The organism is Hymenobacter canadensis, assembly GCF_027359925.1.
In the GTDB taxonomy this organism is placed as follows: Bacteria; Bacteroidota; Bacteroidia; order Cytophagales; family Hymenobacteraceae; genus Hymenobacter; species Hymenobacter canadensis.
Window position 1 is genome coordinate 3,979,643 of sequence record NZ_CP114767.1, and the last position, 18,573, is coordinate 3,998,215.

14 protein-coding genes are annotated in these 18,573 nt (G+C 62.3%); 8 read left to right on the forward strand and 6 right to left on the reverse strand.

Features of this window, described 5'->3' with window-relative positions:
• Positions 1–398 precede the first annotated feature (398 nt).
• Positions 399–998, reverse strand: coding sequence for a C40 family peptidase (locus O3303_RS16995; protein ID WP_269559566.1), 600 nt, complete (start codon positions 996–998; stop codon positions 399–401).
• 302 nt (positions 999–1,300) lie between these two features.
• On the opposite strand from O3303_RS16995, the gene O3303_RS17000 reads away from it, so the two are divergent.
• Complete coding sequence (locus tag O3303_RS17000; protein WP_269559567.1) at positions 1,301–1,663, forward strand: hypothetical protein; 363 nt, start codon at positions 1,301–1,303, stop codon at positions 1,661–1,663.
• A gap of 171 nt (positions 1,664–1,834) precedes the next feature.
• Here O3303_RS17000 and O3303_RS17005 read toward each other — a convergent pair whose 3' ends face one another.
• Positions 1,835–2,569, reverse strand: a complete 735-nt coding sequence (locus O3303_RS17005; protein ID WP_269559568.1) for an SDR family NAD(P)-dependent oxidoreductase — start codon at positions 2,567–2,569, stop codon at positions 1,835–1,837.
• 275 nt (positions 2,570–2,844) lie between these two features.
• Between O3303_RS17005 and O3303_RS17010 the strand changes: the two genes are divergently transcribed.
• Positions 2,845–3,408, forward strand: coding sequence for a hypothetical protein (locus O3303_RS17010; RefSeq protein WP_269559569.1), 564 nt, complete (start codon positions 2,845–2,847; stop codon positions 3,406–3,408).
• A 248-nt stretch (positions 3,409–3,656) separates the two neighbouring features.
• Here O3303_RS17010 and O3303_RS17015 read toward each other — a convergent pair whose 3' ends face one another.
• Genes O3303_RS17015 through O3303_RS17030 form a run of 4 tightly spaced genes read right to left on the reverse strand, consistent with a single transcriptional unit; the run spans position 3,657 to position 6,077 of the window.
• On the reverse strand, positions 3,657–4,745 hold the full coding sequence (locus O3303_RS17015) for an ArsO family NAD(P)H-dependent flavin-containing monooxygenase (RefSeq protein ID WP_269559570.1): 1,089 nt from the start codon (positions 4,743–4,745) through the stop codon (positions 3,657–3,659).
• Between the two features lie 3 nt (positions 4,746–4,748).
• Positions 4,749–5,171 (reverse strand): arsenate reductase ArsC, encoded by a 423-nt coding sequence (locus tag O3303_RS17020; protein ID WP_269559571.1) that lies wholly within the window; start codon positions 5,169–5,171, stop codon positions 4,749–4,751.
• A gap of 46 nt (positions 5,172–5,217) precedes the next feature.
• Positions 5,218–5,676, reverse strand: a complete 459-nt coding sequence (locus O3303_RS17025; RefSeq protein ID WP_269559572.1) for a DUF6428 family protein — start codon at positions 5,674–5,676, stop codon at positions 5,218–5,220.
• Positions 5,677–5,726: 50 nt separating this feature from the next.
• The gene (locus O3303_RS17030) at positions 5,727–6,077 is read right to left on the reverse strand and encodes an ArsR/SmtB family transcription factor (protein ID WP_269559573.1); all 351 of its coding nucleotides are present in this window, start codon (positions 6,075–6,077) and stop codon (positions 5,727–5,729) included.
• Positions 6,078–6,438: 361 nt separating this feature from the next.
• On the opposite strand from O3303_RS17030, the gene O3303_RS17035 reads away from it, so the two are divergent.
• From O3303_RS17035 to O3303_RS17060, 6 genes are all read left to right on the forward strand, one after another.
• Positions 6,439–9,264: a hybrid sensor histidine kinase/response regulator transcription factor gene (locus tag O3303_RS17035; protein ID WP_269559574.1), complete on the forward strand. Its 2,826-nt coding sequence runs from the start codon at positions 6,439–6,441 to the stop codon at positions 9,262–9,264.
• Between the two features lie 191 nt (positions 9,265–9,455).
• Positions 9,456–10,778, forward strand: coding sequence for a sugar porter family MFS transporter (locus tag O3303_RS17040; protein ID WP_269559575.1), 1,323 nt, complete (start codon positions 9,456–9,458; stop codon positions 10,776–10,778).
• Between the two features lie 74 nt (positions 10,779–10,852).
• On the forward strand, positions 10,853–11,716 hold the full coding sequence (locus tag O3303_RS17045) for a carbohydrate kinase family protein (RefSeq protein ID WP_269559576.1): 864 nt from the start codon (positions 10,853–10,855) through the stop codon (positions 11,714–11,716).
• Positions 11,717–11,740: 24 nt separating this feature from the next.
• A complete protein-coding gene (locus O3303_RS17050; RefSeq protein WP_269559577.1) occupies positions 11,741–13,282 on the forward strand; it encodes a glycoside hydrolase family 32 protein in 1,542 nt (513 codons plus the stop codon).
• Between the two features lie 288 nt (positions 13,283–13,570).
• Entirely contained in the window at positions 13,571–16,684 is a 3,114-nt protein-coding gene (locus O3303_RS17055) for a SusC/RagA family TonB-linked outer membrane protein (protein WP_269559578.1), read from the forward strand.
• A gap of 19 nt (positions 16,685–16,703) precedes the next feature.
• On the forward strand, positions 16,704–18,269 hold the full coding sequence (locus O3303_RS17060) for a RagB/SusD family nutrient uptake outer membrane protein (protein ID WP_269559579.1): 1,566 nt from the start codon (positions 16,704–16,706) through the stop codon (positions 18,267–18,269).
• The last annotated feature ends 304 nt before the right edge of the window (positions 18,270–18,573 follow it).

An 18,573-nucleotide genomic window follows, 5' to 3' on the forward strand; every position in this document is an offset into this window, starting at 1 on the left:
GAAATAGAGGCCCGAATCAGGCGCAGCAGCGTCTGGAGGGTTTCCCAGGCTTCGTGGGCAATCGTGCCCAGGTCGTTTTTCTCGCTGGCCTTGGTATAGGCATCGTTCAGCAGCTGCTTGACGCGGGTCGGCTTCTTGATGTATTCCTCAGCCTTGCCAACGAATTTCTTGAATATGGGGGAGGAGGCAATGGTTTCGCCTTTGGGAGTGGAGTTATCCATCAGGAAGGAAGAGTAAGGGGTAGAAAGAGCTGGGTGAATGGGACTAACCTGTGCGCGGTCTGGCCACTGCCTGCCTATACTGTTTCAGCGCAAAATGGTTATCCTGCGCTACGAGCCCGCATAAAAAACGCCCGACTCCTGTGGGAGTCGGGCGTCTTCTGCTCCAGGAGCGAAAGGCTAGTTGGTGGCAACCCGGCCAGCGGCGTAGAAGTTGCGCTGGTAGTAAGCCTGGCTAAGCGAGCTGACCATCACGCCGCCGTTGCAGGCTGAGTGGGCAAACTTGCCGTCTTTGAGGTAGATGCCTACGTGGTAAATGGGCTGGCCCGGACCCCGACGGAAGAATACTAGGTCGCCGGTTTCCATTTCGGTTTTGGCCACGTGCTTCACGCTGCTGAACATGGAGCGGGAACTGCGCTGCAGCGTGATGCCGTATACTTCCTTGAAGACGCGGGTCACGAAACCGGAGCAGTCGGTGCCGCTTTTGGAGTTGCTGCCGTAGCGGTAGGGGGTGCCCATCCAGTCCAGCACGGTGCGCAGCAGGGTGGTGTTTTCAGTGCGGGCGAGGTGCAGGCCCAGGGCCTGCCCGTAGTAGTCGTAGGCGGCCGAGTCGCTGGCGGCTGCGGCGGGCTTCTCTTCCTCACCGAGGGAGAAACCGGCGAATAAAGACGCTTCGGCAGCAACTGGGGCTGAGGCGGTGGTGGCGCTAGGAGTGTGTTCGAAGAAGAAAGACAGGGCCATGGAGGCCGCGGCGAGGCAATACAGGAGTGGGTTCTTCATTGTCCGTCGTGGGGTGGCAAAATTGGTTTTCGGCTAGGGCCGGGGAAACCAGGAAGTACTTCTTTCGTCGATAGAAGCGAGATGAAAAAGAGGTCTGAGAAACCGTTTAAAACCGAAGAAATAGACAAATTCTATTTTCCCCTGATGGTTAAAGCTAAGGCTAAAGTTTGGGAACTGCCTAGCTTGCGCTGAGGGAAAGGTAAATATTCTTTTCAGAATTACATTTTTTATTTAAATTATTTTGGAAGGTAGTACAACCATCGTGCTATCCTGTACCGTATAACGCGCCCGGTTTTTCACATATGGCAACACCCCGCATCATCGAAAATTCGCCCCTCGCCCGCCTGGCCCGCCTGAAGCTGGGGGCAGGCAGCGTGGCTATGGTATTGGGCCGGCAGATTCATCTGAGCGGAGCCACGAAAGAGGAGTTTTTGAACGACCCCTACTGGGTGGCGCACGAAATGGAGCACATCCGGCAGTTTGAGCAGTATGGCCGCGTGGGTTTCTTGTGGCGCTACCTGCTGGGCTGGGCCCGGCACGGCTACTACAACATCCCGTTCGAAGCCCAGGCGCGGGAGGCCGGCCACCGCAATGCCGCCCTCTACGCCCGTGGCCTGCCTCTGCCCGATCCGGCCACCATGCATCAGGGGCCTAAAAGTAGCTGAGCAGCTGAGTAGGTGTTCGTCCCGCGCGTGCGGCCATAATGCTGAACCGCCCGGCTTCTTCCTGCAGGAGGAGGGAGCCGGGCGGCAAGGTTAGGCCACTGCCTTGCGGGCGCAACCACAGGTACGCAACCAACGGCTACGCTGCCTGCGCAGCAGGTACTCAGCTACGCTCTACAACGCCGCCAGCCGGCCGCCATCGGCTACCAGGGTGGTACCGTTGATGAAGCTGGCTTCGGGCGAGGCCAGGAAACAGATGGTGGCGGCCAGCTCGGCGGGCGTGCCCACCTGGCCGGTAATCTTCTCCTTGCCGCTTTTGACGTTGGGGTTGCTCCAGAGCATGGGCGTGTCTACGGCACCGGGGGCCACGGCATTGATGCGGGCGTGGGTGTGCGGAATTTCCTGGCTGAGGCCGCGCACGAAGGCTTCCATGGCGCCTTTGCTGGCGGCGTAGGGCACCACATGCGGCGTAGTCTGGTGGGCATGCACCGAGCTGACGGCCACAATGCTGCCGTGCTTCATGTGCGGCAAACACAGTTGCGTAAGTCGGAACAGGCTGCGCAGGTTCACGTTCATGAGCGTATCCCAGTCTTTGGGGTCGAGCTTGAGAATAGGCTCAAAAGTCATCATGGCCGCGTTGCTGACCAGCACATCAATCTGGCCCCAGGCAGCCAGCGTTTTGTTGACGGCGGCCACCAGCTGGGCGTCGCGGCCGACGTCGGTACGGATGAAGATGGCCTCGCCACCAGCGGCTTTGATTTCGCGCACAATGGCGCGGCCGTCCTGGGCGTCGCGGCCCAATACGGCGATGCGGCCACCCTCGCGGCCCATCTGCATGGCCACAGCCTGCCCAATGCCTGAGGTTGCGCCCGTCACGAAGCACACTTTATTCTTGAAACGTTGCTCCATAATGAGAGTCTGAGAGAAGGGAATAAGCGGCCGGTAGCCGACTGCTCCCGCAAAAACGGCCAGCCGACGCAGAAGTTTACCAGGTAGCTGCCGCTACCGATTCCTATGGCCGGACTAGGCCGCGCGCAAAGCGGGCTGCGGGTGGCATAGTGGGGCCGCTGCCAAGCGCTTACCAAGAAAATCGGCAACCCCACGTCTGGTTTTTTCGAATACAACCAGGAATCTGCCGACCGGCAGACTTCAACAGGTCATCTACTTTCTAACCTTCTACTATCATGGATAACAAGCAAAACCAGCCGAATGCCGGCCAGAATTCTTCCGCCGCCAACGCCGCCAATAAGCCCGCTTCTCCTTCCTCTTCGGCCACATTGCCGGCGGCGGCTCTTTCGGCCAGCGCCACACCCGATGCGGCCCGCAGCAGCCAGTCTGCTCCGGCAGCCGCTGCCATCCCTGCTCCTACGGCCAATAAAGACAACCGCTCCGAAGGCATCAGCCGCGTAATTGCTGGTGCCGATAAGGACGCCGGCCGCAAGTCGTGGCTCGACCAGGATCAGTGGTCGAAAAGCATCAACGAGCTGCCACAGTCGCTCAAGGACCTCGGCAGCAAGGCACTGAACCAGGTGAACTCGCTGACGCCTACCCAGAAAGTAGTGGGTGGTGCCCTGCTGGTGAGCGGCCTGAGCTGGTTGGCCCTGCGCAGCAAAAGTAGCAAGCCGTCGGTAGCAGGCTCGCGCTACACGCCCAACGCCGAATCGAAGTGGAAGCCCAGCAACGAGTCGGTGTACCGCGGCAGCACGTCGGCTGAGCGCAGCACGGACTTCGATAACGACAGCTTCTAGTCAGCTTTTTCGCACAGAATCAGCCTTCCCCTGATACTGGCGCACGTACAAAAAGCGTCGTCTGCTCTGAGCAGACGACGCTTTTTTTGTTCTGGCTTGGCGTGGCTACCATTCCCAGGCCAGCCCGAACGTGTATTAGTTGCCCGAATACACGTTGCGCAACCGGCCGAAACCCGTAGCCCAGTCGGTGGTGAGGGACAGGTGCGGGGTGAGGGCATAGCTGCCGGTATGCTCCCTGCGCTAACGGATCAGGCTTCCGGAGCCGCCAGAAACTCCTTGATTTCATCGACGGTAGCCCGGGCCGAGCGGCCTACGCCAATAAGCGTGGCGGAGGCAAACCCCGTCCAGGAGCCGTAGCCGACCAGCCACAGGCCGGGGGCGGCAGTGGCGCGGGTGCCTGCGGTGGCCACGCGGCCATCGGCCAGCACCACACCCAGACCCGCCAGAAACGGCAGCGCCGGCCGGAAGCCCGTGCACCAGATAACGGCATCCACGGCTTCTTCCCGCCCGCCTTGCCAGACCACGCCCGTGGCCGTGAACCGCGCAAAAGGCCGCACGCTGCCAAGGGCGCCCCGGCGGCGGGCTTCACGCACCGAGTCCACCATCACCACGTCGCCGAGGGTGGGGGGCGGGAGTGGAGCCGCGCCGACCTGGGCGTGGTAGCGCTGCGTGGCCTGCATGAACAGCACCCGGCCGTCCACGTCGTCGGGCAGGAAGCGCGGCTCCTGTTCCGTGACCCAGGTCGTTTTGGCCACCCTCGACATTTCGGCCAGCACCTGGGCCCCGGAATTGCCCCCGCCCACCACCAGCACCCGTTTGCCGGCGAAGGGGGTGGCATCCTGGTATCGGGCCGAATGCAGCTGCACGCCGGCAAATGTTTCGCGGCCGGGGTAGGGCGGGATGTAGGGCTGGCTCCAGCTGCCGGTGGCGCACACCACGGCCCGCGCCTGCCACGTTCCGGCGTCGGTCTGCACGACGAAGCCCGCCGTCAGCCGGCGTACGCCGGCCACGCGCACGGGCCGCCGCACCAGCAGGGCATAGCGCGCTTCGTACTGCGTGAGGTAGTCGATAACGGCGGCGCGGGCGGGGAAACCGTTGTCGGGTGGGCGGGGCATGAGCCAGCCGGGCAGGGAGCTGGCATCGGCCGGCGAGAACAGGCGCAGCGAGTCCCAGCCGTGCTGCCACGCGCCGCCGGGTTGGGGCTGGTCGTCGAGCAGCACGAAGGAGAGGCCGACCCGGCGCAGGTAGTAGCCCACGGCCAGCCCGCTCTGCCCGGCCCCGATTACCAGTACGTCAATAGCTGTGGGTGTCTGCATCAGGTCAGCTGGTTCAGGCATGCGCTACGCAAATTCCTCCCGCACGAAAGCCTGGGCGTAAGCTTTTATCTGGTCGCGCACCATCCGAAACTGCTGCATCACTTCCTCGTCAGTGCCTGTGGCTTTGGCCGGGTCGGGGAAGTTGTGGTGCCGTTTTCGGGCCGAGGCAGGAAATACCGGGCACACTTCGTGGGCATGGTCGCAGACGGTGATGACGTAGTCGAACGGCACGGCGGCGTACTCGTCCACGTGGTTGCTGGTGTGCTGGCTGATGTCGAGGCCATCTTCGGCCAGCACGCGCACGGCCCGCGGGTTCAGGCCGTGCACTTCCACGCCGGCGCTGTACACGGCGGCGCGCTGGCCCAGCATACTGGCCAGATAGCCGTGCAGCAGCTGGCTGCGGCAGGAATTGCCGGTGCACAGCACCAGAATGTTTTTCGGAGTCATGGGCAGGGAAAAACGGGGTAGACGACCGGAAGGTAAGGCCGCCCGACTAGCAGCACCCGCCGCCCGGCGTGCAGGTGGCCGGCTGCAGCTGGCCCAGCGGAATGAAAGCCGCCGGAATGCCGCAGGCATCCTGGGCCAGGCAGGCGGTTTGCTTGGGCGTGAGGTGAAAATCCTGGCCGTCGAAGCGCAGGCCGAACTTGCCGATGGTAGCCTGCTGGTACTCCACCTCAATGTCGAGGTCATCGGGCCCCAGGATTTTCTCCGACAGATTCAGGATGTGCAGAAATTTCTGCGGGGCCAGCCGGTGGTCGTAGTCGCCGGCTTCCCAGAGCTGGAAGTTGGCCACCGTTTCGCGCCGTTCCACGCCGCCGCAGTCGATAAAATGCTTGCTCACCAACCCCACTTCCGTGACGTGGAAGTGCGCGGGCAGCTGCGTGCCATCGGGCAGCCGGAAACTGACGGCCTCCAGGCCCGCCAGAGCGTGCTTCATTTCGGATATTTTCATGGTTCCCAAGGCGAAGAAGGTGGAAAAATCAAACAGAAAACGGGCCGCGCCTAGCAGCCGCAGGCATCGGTTGGGCCGCAGGCAGAACTGCTGGTGGCCTCGATAAAGAAGGCGGCGAACTGCTGCTGCACTTGGCGCAGCAGCTCCGTGTTGAGGCAGTAGCACACGGTCAGCCCGTCGATTTCGCCCCGGATCAGATCCAGCGCCTTCAGCTCCTGCAGATGCTGCGACACGGTGGTGCGCGACAGGGGCAGCTCGGCGGCAATGTCGCCGGAAATGCAGGTTTGCTTGCTGGCCAGCAGCTGGATGATGGCCACGCGGGCCGGGTGGGCCAGCGCCTTGGCCACCCGGGCCAGCTGCTGTTGCTCCTCGGTGAAGGCGGCGGTTTTGGCGTAGGTCATGGGGCAGAAACAGAAGGCTCGGTGGTGGCAGCGGCAGGCTGGGACAGCTTGCAGTCGGCAACGGAAGCTTATGACGTAAATGTACGACATAGTATGACGTATTTTTACGTCATAAATGAAATTTGTTTCTGAAATGCCGGTGTCAGCCGGTCTGGTGTATTTCGCGAGTGCTGTCTTGCTGCGTGCCGGGGCTTTGGTGAGCGTGGCCGGCATGCAGGGGCGGGCAGCAGTTGGCCGGGCCCGCACGCCGGGTTACGGAAAAACGCTTTACATTAACGAATTAGCCGAGGTGCCCCGGCTTCCTTCGCGGCGGCGGTGGGGGGCCGGGTGAACCTCATTACCAGATTCGCTTCTATTATGTATGGTTGGATTAGCAGTAGTGGTAAAGCCTACGCGTAGTGTCGGCATTCTGCAGTTGGCGGGGGCAAAAGCCCGGTGGAGCTGGCTGCTGCTGCTGCTGCTGCTGGGGCTGGTAGCCGGCTGCCAGTCAGCGGCGCAGGAGCCGGTGTACCGCATCGGCTTTTCGCAGTGCACCACCAACGATGCCTGGCGCCGGGCCATGCTGGCGGGCATGCAGAAAGAGCTGAGCTTCCATCCGAACGTGCAGTTTCAGATGCTGGACGCACACAACGACAGTGACCTGCAGCGCCGGCAGGTGCAGGAGCTGATCCGGCAGCGGGTAGATCTGCTACTGATTTCGCCCAACCAGTCGGGCCCCCTCACCGAGCTGGCCGAGGCCGCCTACAACCAGGGTATTCCGGTCGTGATTCTGGACCGCCGCACCACCTCACGCCTGTACACGGCCTACGTGGGCGGCAACAACCTGGAAGTGGGCCGTACGGCCGGCCACTACGCCGCCCAGCTGCTGCAGGGCCGCGGGCAGGTGCTTGAAGTGACGGGCACGCCCGGCTCGTCGCCCGCCGCCGACCGCGACAAGGGGTTTCGGCAGGCGCTGGCGGCGCATCCGGGGCTGCATCTGGCGGCGCAGGTAGAAGGCAACTGGCAACCCGGCTCGGTGCTGGAGCGGCTGCCCGCAGTGCTGCGCGCCCACCCCGAAACCAGCCTCATTTTCGCCCACAACGACCCCATGGCCCAGGCCGCCTACCAGGTGGTGCGCCGCCTGGGCCTTGAGCAGCGTATCCGCATCATTGGGGTGGATGGGCTGGCCGGGCCCGGCAATGGCCTGCAGCTGGTGGAAGAGGGCATCATCCAAGCCACGCTGCTCTACCAGACCGGGGGCGAGGAAGCCATCCGCACGGCCCTGCGCATCCTGCGGCACGAACCCTTCATGAAAGACAACGTGCTGGGCACCATGGTCATCGACTCGTCGAATGTGACCACCATGCGCACCCAAACCGAGCAGCTGGTCAACCAGCAGCAGGATCTGGAAGGGCAGCAGCGCCACCTGCGCGAGCAGCAGCGCCGCTACGCCAACCAGGAGTTGACCGTGTATCTGCTGCTGGCCAGTTTGCTGGGCGCGGTGGTGCTAGGGGCGCTGGCCTGGCGCTCGTCGCGCCTCAACCGCCGCATCCGGCGCATGGTGGAAGGCCAGAATGCCGAAATCAGCGCTCAGCGCAACCAGATTGCTGAGCTGGCCGAGGACGCCCGCCGCTCTTCCGAAGCCAAGATGCGCTTCTTCACCAACTTCTCGCACGAGCTGCGCACGCCCCTCACCCTGATTCTGGGACCGGTAGAAGACATGATGGCCAGTCCCACCGACCTCTCGCCGGCCCAGCGCCACGACCTGGCCCTGGTGCGCCGTAACATCCAGCGCCTCATGCAGCTGGTCAATCAGCTGCTGGCCTTCCGCAAAATCGACGTGGGCAAAATGGCCGTGCGCGCCGTGGAAGGCAACCTGGTGGAGTTTGTGCGCGAAATCATGGACGTGTTCGAGAAAACCGCCCAGAAGCGCAATATCACCTTCCGGTTTCTGCCCGCCGAGCCTGTCATCTTCCTGTGGTTTGACGGCGACATCCTCGACAAGGTGTTCTTCAACCTGCTTTCCAACGCCTTCAAGTACACGCCCGACGGCGGCCGGATTGTGGTGAGTATGCAGCAGGATGCCGCCGCCGATACGGTCCGCATCAGCGTCGAAGACAACGGCCAGGGCATTGCTGAGGCCGATCAGCCCCACATTCTGGAGTGGTTCTACCAGGGCCAGCAGCAGTCGGCCAACAGCTCGGGGCTGGGGCTGGCGCTGGCCGAGGGCCTCACGCGCCTGCACCAGGGCACGCTCTCGTTCCGGAGCCGACCCGGTCACGGCACCACCTTCGACGTGACGCTGCCGCTCACCAAGCCCGCCTCTTTCCTGGAAGCCCCGGTCGGCCATATTCTCACGCCGCTTACCCTCGACGAGGACGCCGAAGTGCCGCTTGCGGCCGCTGCCCCGCCGCCCGACACTGCCGCGCCGGCTTTGCCCGAGCCTACGGCGCTCATCATCGAAGACCACGACGAGCTGCGCGACTTTTTGGTGCAGAAGCTGCAGCCCCACTTCCGGGTGAGCACCGCCGCCGACGGGGCCACCGGCCTGCGTCTGGCCGCCGAAACCATCCCCGACGTGATAGTGTGCGACGTGAACATGCCCGAGCTCAGCGGCCTGGAGGTGGCTACCGCCCTGAAAGGCGACTGGCGCACCAGCCACATTCCGCTGGTGCTGCTTACGGCCCGCAGCGCGCCCGAGCAGCAGGTGGAAGGCGTGCAGGCCGGCGCCGACCTCTACCTCACCAAGCCGTTCAACCCCACGTTTCTGTTGGAAAGCCTGCGCACGCTGCTGCGCAACCGCGACCAGCAGCGCGAGCATTTCCGGCGGCAGCTCTCGGGCGCCACGCCCACCGTGGCCCCGCAGCGCGTCGATCAGAAGTTCCTGGCCGACCTCACGGCCATCATCGAAGGCCGCCTCGACCAGCCCGACCTGAGCGTGGACGGTATTGCCCACAGCCTGGGCGTATCGCGCACGCAGCTCTACCGCAAGGTGAAGGCGCTATTGGGCTTCGGGGTGAACGAGTACATCCAGGGGCTGCGCCTCACTAAGGCCCGGCAGCTGCTGCTGCAGGAAGGCAGCACGGTAGCGGAGGTGGCGTACCAGACCGGCTTCTCCTCGCCCTCTTATTTCTCCACCGCCTTCAAGGGCAAGTACGAGGTGTCGCCTACGGAGTTCAAAGCCATGCACACCCCCATGCGCACCTGACCCAATTTTGCAAGTGGCGCACCAAAAGTGAAGGCCTAACCAGTTTTTGTAATGATTGAGCTGAATATATTTTGCTGATGATCAGAATGATGTAGGAGGTGTAGAGGTTGCACCAATTCTTAAAGCATTTGGCATGATCGGGCACGGGTAGGGCTAAGAATAGCCGGAGGTTTACGAAAACTTTTTCGGCTATGCTCCCTCGCAACGTACTCTTCTGGTCTATTGTCACGGCGCTCGGCGGCTTCCTGTTCGGTTTCGATACGGCCGTGATTTCAGGGGCTGAGAAAGCCATTCAGCAGCTCTGGAACCTGAGCGCCTTCGAGCACGGCTTCACCATTTCCATTGCCCTGATCGGGACGGTTATCGGGGCCATTTTCGGCGGCATTCCTTCCGATAAGCTGGGCCGCCGCCAGACGCTACGCGGCATTGCAGCGCTGTACCTGGTGTCGGCGGTGGGCACGGCGCTGGCGCCGGGCTGGGGGCTGTTTATGGTGTGCCGGTTTCTGGGCGGGCTGGGCGTGGGGGCGTCGTCGGTCACGGCGCCGCTGTATATCTCCGAGATTTCGCCGGCCGCCTCGCGGGGCAAGCTGGTGGGGCTGTTTCAGTTCAACATCGTCACCGGCATTCTGGTCGCCTACCTCTCCAACTACCTGCTGGCGGGCCTCGGCGAGCATTCGTGGCGCCTGATGCTGGGCGTGCAGGCCGTGCCCGCGCTGGCTTTCCTTCTGCTGCTGTTCCGGGTGCCCGAAAGCCCCCGCTGGCTGCTGCTGCACGGCCGCCTGGAAGAGGGCCGGCAGGTGCTGGCCCGCATCAGCCCCGCCACCGTCGATGCCGACGCGGCCGCCATCCTCACCAGCCAGGCCGACACGGCCCACCACAGCGAGTCGCTGTGGGCCGCGCAATACCGCACGCCGGTGCTGCTGGCCGTGGCATTTGCCTTTTTCAACCAGGTGTCGGGCATCAACGCCATCATTTACTACGCCCCGCGCATCTTCGAAATGACGGGTCTGGGCCAAGGCGCGGCGCTGCTGTCGTCGGCCGGTATCGGGCTCGTGAACTTCATTTTCACGCTGCTCGGCGTGAACCTGATTGACCGGTTTGGGCGGCGCACGCTCATGCTGGTGGGCTCGGTGGGGCTGATTGCCACGCTGGGGCTGGTGGCCCGGGCCTTCTACGCGCAGCAGTTTGGGGGCGTGCTCGTGCCGGTGCTGCTGTTCGTGTACATTGCCTTTTTTGCTTTCTCGCAGGGCGCCGTGATCTGGGTGTTCATATCCGAAATCTTCCCCAACGCCGTGCGGGCCAAAGGCCAGGCGCTGGGCTCCTCCACGCACTGGGTGATGGCCACGGCCATTGCCTTCACCTTCCCCTACTTCGCCGAAAAGCTGGGCGGCGGCAACACCTTCGCCTTCTTCTGCGCCATGATGGTGCTGCAGCTGGTGTTCGTGTGGCGCTTCATGCCCGAAACCAAAGGCACCAGCCTCGAAAGCGCCGAACGGGTGCTGGTGATGCATTAGTCTGCCAACCCGCCACTCCACCAATCTGCCAACCTCTCAACCCACCACACATGGCTATTACCTGTTTTGGAGAGATGCTGTGGGACGTTCTGCCTACAGGAAAACAGCCGGGCGGGGCCCCGCTGAACGTGGCGGTGCACCTGCACAACTTCGGCCTGGAGGCGCAGCTCATCAGCCGGCTGGGCCACGACGAGCTGGGGGCTGAGTTGCGTGAATTTGTGGAGAGCAAAGGCCTGAGCACCCGCTACGTGCAGCAGGGCGAAACTCATCTCACCGGCGTGGTGAAAGCCAACGTGAGCGACAGCCAGGAAGTGACCTACAAGATTGTGCAGCCAGTGGCCTGGGATTACATCCAGTACGCACCTGACCTGAGCGAGCTGGTCGAGGCCTCGGAGGTGTTCGTGTATGGCAGCCTGGCCGCCCGCAGCTCCGTAACGCGTGAAACGCTGTACCGCCTGCTCCAGCAGGCCCACCTGAAGGTGTTCGACGTGAACCTGCGCCCCCCGCACTACTCCCGCGACGTGGTGACCTACCTGCTGCGGCAGGCCGATCTGGTGAAGCTCAACCACCACGAGCTACTGGAAATTATGGGCTGGTTTGGGGCCAGCGCCGCCGAAGAAACGGCCCTGGAGTGGCTGGCGGCCCGTTTTCAGCTGGAAGCCGTGTGCGTGACCAAAGGCACCGACGGGGCCGTGCTCTGGACCGGCGGCCAGCTCTACCGCAGCCCCGGCATTGCGGTGCAGGTGCAGGACACCATTGGGAGCGGCGATGCTTTTCTGGCGGCCCTCATCCGGGGCTGGCGCGGCCGGCAGGCCCCGGCCGAATACCTGGCCTTCGCCTGCGCTGCCGGCTCGCTGGTAGCCAGCTGCCACGGCGCCACGCCCGCCATTTCCGAAAGCCAGGTACGCAACCTGCTTAATGCCGCGCCGGCCGTCTGATCTGCTTTGTCTCTTTTCCTTTCTATGAAATCCATTCTCTCCTGCGCTCTGGTTCTGCTCGGCACGCTTCCGTGTGCGGCCCAAACTGCTGCGCCCGACCCTTACCGGCCGGTGTATCACTTCACGGCCCCCAAAAACTGGATCAACGATGCCAATGGCCTGATCTACAGCAACGGGCAGTACCAGCTGTTCTACCAGTACAACCCCTTCAGCGCCGACCCCGGCCACCTGAGCTGGGGCCACGCCACCAGCCCTGACCTGCTGCGCTGGACGCCCCAGCCCGTGGCCCTCACGGAGTACAAGAACCCCGACGGCAGCAACACCATGATCTTCTCGGGCAGCGCCGTGGCCGACAAGGACAACACCTCCGGCCTGTTTCCGAAAGGCCAGACCGACGGCCTGGTGGCTTTCTACACCGGCCACGTGGAGCGCCCGGGCGTGGTGCTGCGCCAGCATCAGAATATTGCCTACAGCCTCGACCACGGCCAAACCTGGCAGCGCTACGCCCAAAACCCCGTGCTCGACATCGACAGCAAGGAGTTCCGCGACCCCAAGGTGTTCTGGTATGCGCCGCAGCAGAAATGGGTGATGGCCACCGTGAAAGCCGACCGCCAGGAGGTGTACCTCTACGAGTCGAAGAACTTGAAAAACTGGACCTTTCTGAGCCGCTGGGGCCGGGCCGGCAACACAGTGCGCGAGTGGGAATGCCCCGACCTGTTTGAACTGCCCGTGCCCGGCGGCGGCACCAAGTGGGTGCTGCTGATTTCGGCTGGCAACCCTACCGAGCAGTTCCGGGGGCAGCAATACTTTCTGGGCAGCTTCGATGGCAAGAAATTCACGCCCGACCAGCCCTACGAGGAGCCCAGCTACCTCGATTTCGGCAAGGATTTCTTCGCCGGCGTGACCTTCAACGACGCGCCCGGTAACCGCCGCATTCTGGTGGGCTGGACCAACGACTGGGCCTACGCCCGCGACGTGCCCACCGGCACCGAGTGGCGCGGCAATTTTGCGGTGCCACGCGAGCTGAGCCTGCGCCGTACCGCTCAGGGCTTGGCGCTGGTGCAGCAGCCGGTGCCGGAGCTGCGCAAAATCGGCAAAGAGGTGCTGACCCTGAAAAACCAGGTCCTCAAGCCCGGCGCGGCCGGCTACGAACTGCCGTTCCGGGGCGAGTCCTACGACCTGGAGCTGACGCTGAAGCCCGGTGCGGCCAAAATACTGACCCTGAATGTGCTGCAGAGCGAAACCGAGCGCACCACGCTCCGCTACGACGTGGCCCGCCAGGAACTGACCCTCGACCGCACCCAATCGGGCAACGTCGCCTTTCACCCCTTGTTCGCCAGCAGCCTTGAATCGGCGCGCGTGCCCCTGCGCGACGGGCAGCTGCAACTGCGGCTGCTGGTGGACAAGTCGGTGGTGGAGGTGTTTGCGCAGGACGGCGAAGTGACCCTCACCGACCTGGTGTTTCCGCGCCAGCACGCTGGTCGCATCACGCTCAGTACCGATGGTGGCCCGGCCCAGATAACCGCCCTGCACCTCGCTGACCTCCGCCAACCCCTGGTGCCTTAATGGTAGTCCAGGGCCTTTCTGCCTCTTTTTTCATTCACTCACTTCCCTACTCCCAATGACGCCACACACTACGCCTACCCATTAAGCCTGCGCCACTGCAGGCTGGCTACGGCCACCTGCGTAGCTGCCGCCAGCAAGCGGCGAGGCCTGTTCTGCCGGGCTGCGGCCTGGTCTGTTGCTTCCGCTTCCAAATGGCACGCCGCGCGTGTCCGAAGCCGGAAGCCTTCGATGGAAACCGGGCTCAACCCCGGCCAGCTTACCCATTCCCACACTTTCACCTTTTCACTTATGAGCCATAACTGGTACAAACAGTACAACTCGGATGTGCAGCCGGCCGCTTTGGCGGGGCTGCGGCATCCTGCGGGCTTTCGGCTGCTGCTACTCAGTATTCTGCTGGTGCTGCTGCCGTTGCTGAGCCAGGCCCAGACCCGCGCCATTTCGGGGCGCGTGGTAGATGCGCAATCCAACGGGTTGCCGGGCGTGACAGTGGTGGTGGCTGGAACTACGGTAGGCACCAGCACCGGCTCCGATGGCCGCTTTGAGCTGCAGGCCCCCGCTACGGCTACCACGCTCAACTTTTCTTTTGTGGGCTACTCTGCTCAGCAGGTCAACATCACCGACAAAACGTCGGTGCAGATAACGCTGCGTGAGGATGCCCAGGCTCTCGGCGACGTGGTGGTAGTCGGCTACGGCACGGCCCGCAAGCAGGACGTAACCGGCGCTGTGGCCGTAATTGGCGAAAAAGACTTCAACCGGGGTACGTTCACCTCGCCCGACCAACTGCTGCAGGGCCGCGTATCGGGCGTGCAGGTGAGCAACAACAGTGGCCAGCCCGGCGGCCCGTCTACCATCCGCATCCGGGGCAACTCGGCCGTGACAGGCACCGGTCAGCCGCTGTACGTGGTGGATGGCGTGCCGCTTGATGGCCGCACCGCCCGGCCCGGCCTGGTAGCCTCAGCCGACGTTGGAGCCGGCGCCGACAGTAACCCGCTCAACTTCCTCAACCCCGATGACATCGAAACCTTCACTGTTCTGAAGGATGCCTCGGCCACGGCCATCTACGGTTCGCGCGCTGCCTACGGCGTGGTGCTTATCACCACCAAAAAAGGCAATTCGGGCGCCCCAGTACTCAGTGTGGGCGCATCCACCGGCTTCTCGACGCTACTACGCCGCCCCGAGTTTCTGAACGCCAGCCAGTTTCGCGAGGCTATCCGCTACTACGGTGTTCCCACCAGTGGCGCCGTTGGCAGCGCCGGTAATCCTGATAAAGGCGGCGATGTAAATGCCCTCGACGAAATTCTGCGCACCGGCTACCTGCAGAATTACAACGTGGCTATGAGCGGCGGCGGCGAAACCGGGCGCTACCGCCTCTCGCTCGGCTACCTCGACCAGAAAGGCATTGTGCGCAAAACTGGCTTCAAAAAGTATAGCGCCAACCTCTCCACCAACTTTCAGTTTTTGGAAAGCAAAAAGCTGGGCGTTGATATAAACATCGCCACCAGTCAGTTCCAAGAAAAGCTGGCCAATATCACAACCGACGCTGGCTTCCGGGGTAGCCTCATCGGGCAGGCGTTGCAGTGGAACCCCACGCGGCCTCTGCGCCGGTCCGATGGCTCCCTTGATGTGGAGGAAGGTTCGGTGGTGAACCCACTGGCCGCCTCGGAGTACTTCAACGACGAGGCGCGGGTAAACACCATATTGGCCAGCATCGCGCCCTCTTATAAGTTCACCGATTGGCTCCAGTACCGGATGCTGCTGAGCGTGAATTACAACTCCGGGGAACGACGCACGTCCATCGACCAGCGCCTCATTACCTATCCCGGCCTACTGGACCAGGGCTTTGCCGCCATCAGCAGCAATGAGCTGATCACCCAGCAAATGGTGCATACACTCAACTTTAATAAGGCAATAGCTACCGACCTGAACCTGAATGCAGTACTTGGCTACGAGTACACGACGTTTTCTAATGCGGGGTTCGGCGTCAGCGCGTATGGTAATCCTGACCCTGCCATAAGAGGATTTGGAGGTTCGCTGGGAACTTTCGGCCTCGACTACACCAACTATCTTCAGGCTTCGGCCGCTGGTAACCGCCGGATCACATCGTTCATTGACCCCTCGTCGGCGCTGCAATCTTACTTCGGGCGGGCCATCTTCAACTTCAAGGACCGCTACGTGCTGACCGGCACCCTGCGCCGTGACGAAAGCAGCAAGTTCGGCCCCGACAACAAAGTGGGCTACTTCCCGTCGTTTGCCGTCGCCTGGGACCTGAGTCAGGAGTCGTTCTTTCCGGCCGAGAAGCTCAGCCAGTTGAAGCTGCGGGCCGGCTACGGCCTGACTGGCAACCAGGAGTTCCCGGCCGGCTCGGCGCAGGGCCGCTTTTCGTTTAATGATAACGGGGCCCAATCCCCACTCAACGCCAGAAACGACGCCCTGAAATGGCAGGCCGATGCTCAGTTTAACGTCGGTGTTGATATCGGAGCATTTGATAACCGCCTCACCTTTGCGGCTGATTATTTCAACAAAGTCACTTCCGACCTGCTCTTTCCTACCGTGCCAGGCCAGCCCGCGCCGCCGGTGCAAACGATTCAGTGGCGCAACTTGGATGGCAAAATCGTGAATAAAGGGGTGGAAATGGCCTTGACCACTGCCTTGGTACGCAACGAGCAAGTAGATGTAGGCTTCAACGTCAATGCGACCTTCATCCGCAACGAGGTGTCGGATTTGGTGGGTGCGCCCATCATAACTGGGGCCATCAATGGGCAGGGCCTGTCGGGGGCTACTTCGCAGCGAATCCAGAACGGGCAGCCCATCAACGCCTTTTATCTGGAGCAGTACCTGGGTATCAATGAGCAGGGAAACTCGAATTATGTCACAGTTGACGGTACACCCAACAGTCCAAGGGTACTGGCCTTCGTGGGCAGCCCCAACCCTACCACGCTGCTGGGCCTGGGTGCCAATGCGCGCTATGGCAAACTCTCCCTTGTCGCTAACATGACCGGGGCCTTCGGTCACTACATCTACAACAACACGCTCAATGCGTTTGGTAACGTGGGCCAGATAGGCGGTCAGAAGAATATTGCCCTCTCTACGTTTGAAAATCCAGTCAAAGAAGCGACCGGCAACGCCGGATCGGCCTCGACGCGCTACCTGGAAAAAGGCGACTTCCTGAAACTCTCCAACCTGACAGTCTCCTACGGCTTTGGCAATCTGGGCAGCTTCGTGAAGGGTGCTCGCGTGTACGTAACGGGGCAGAACCTGCTTGTATTCACTGGCTATGACGGATTTGACCCGGAAGTTAATACGGTGAAGCGCGAGGCTAATCAGGTGCCCTCCTCCGGTATCGACTACCTGCCTTACCCCAGCGCCCGCACGTTTACGTTCGGCGTTAACTTCAATCTCTAACCTCTAATTGAGTCTCACCATGAAATACTCCAAGATTACCGGTGTGGCGGCCCTGCTGGCTTTACTACAGATGGCCAGCAGCTGCGAGATCAACGAAACCCTTGAAGGTCAACTCACGGAGGACCAGATTCCGAGGGGTGACCCTTCAGCGCTGCTCCAGGGCGTATACAATGCCCAACGTGACCCGATTCAGGGCTGCGTGAGCGTATTCGCGCTTCAGGAAGTGTCTACCGACGCCCGTATCATGCCCACGCGCGGCCCTGACTGGGACGACAACGGCAAATGGCGGGCCCTATTCAATCATACCTGGGACCCCAACAATGAGCGGGTGCGCGACACCTTCAACCAACTGGAAGGCATCATCTACTCTTCCACCGACCTGTTGCGCTTCTCGCCAACCACGCAGCAGGCGGCCGAGTCGCGGTTCCTGCGGGCCTGGGCTACGTATCTGCTGCTGGACATGTACGACCAGGTGCTGTACCGCGAACCGGGCGAGGACCTGTCGCAAAATTCCAAGGTCCGAAAGGGCACCGAGGCGCTCGATTTTATCGTGAGCGAGCTGAACATGATTCAGACAGACCTGCCGGATGCACCGGTCAGCCGCGCCACCAAGGACGCTGCCCGGGTGCTGCTGATGAAGTGCTACCTCAACAAGGGTGTGTACGCTAACCGGGCTTCGCCAACTTTTGCCGCCGCCGACATGAACCAGGTAATACGGCTGGCCGACGAGATAATCAACAGCAACCGCTACACTTTCACGACCAACTTCTTCGACAACTTCGCGCCCAACAATACAGCCATTGGCCGTGAGAACATCTTCACCCAGGCCAATACCTTCGGCAACAGCGGCCCCACGCGCGACTTCTGGAAGTTTGTGTCGCACTACAACATGCGGCCCGTGGACGGCTACAATGGTCCGGCCACGACGGCCGAGTTCTACGACCTGTTTGAGGCCACTGACAAGCGCCGTGGTGTGGCCTACGACGTAGCCGGTGGGCCGCCAAATCCTGGCCGGCGTATCAACGTGGGCTTTCTGGCGGGCCAGCAGTACAACCTGACCACCGACGCCCTACTTACCACCCGGGGCGGGGCACCACTGATTTTTACTCGGGAAATCAACCTTTCTGAAACCGGTTCCGACCTGGAAGCCAAAGGTATCCGGCCCGTGAAGTATCCCGTGGACTACACAAGCGAAGCTGCGGGTGGCAACGGTGCCGAGAATGACCATGTGAGCTTTCGGCTGGCCGACGTGCTGCTGATGAAGGCCGAAGCCATCCTGCGTGGCGGCACGCCCACCAGCGCCGGTAGCTACGGTGGCACGGCCCTGGCCATCGTCAACACGCTGCGCACCCATCCTTCGCGCGGGGCCAGTACCTTAGGCTCCCTGAGCCTCGATGTGCTGCTGGCTGAACGGGGGCGGGAGTTGTACGGTGAGTCGTGGCGGCGGCAGGACATGATCCGGTTCGGCCGGTTCCTGCAAGCCCGCAAAGACAAGCCCCAGAGCAACCCTCGGTGCCTGGTGTATCCAGTTCCACAGACCCAGGTAGACGTGAACAGCAACATCACCCAGAACCCCGGCTACTAACGGCCGCGCTTGGTCGCCTTGGCTGAGCAAGCAGCAGACAGCGGTAGTATCTGCTCCTGCGTGCTGGCCTGCTACTTGCCTGGTCGGGGCGACCAGCCAACGTCTAACATTCTCCCGGTAGCACATAGCAGGCCGTTGGTGGCTGCCACTCGGCAGCAGCCAGCGGCCTGTTTGTGTGCGAAGCATACCTGTTGGCGCTTTACCCGCACCTGGGGCACCCGGACGATGCCGGGCTAACTTGCCTTTAGGGGTGCGGAATACGGCTGCGTTTCGTGTTTTGCGGGCCAGGCCGCCGTGGTGCCTG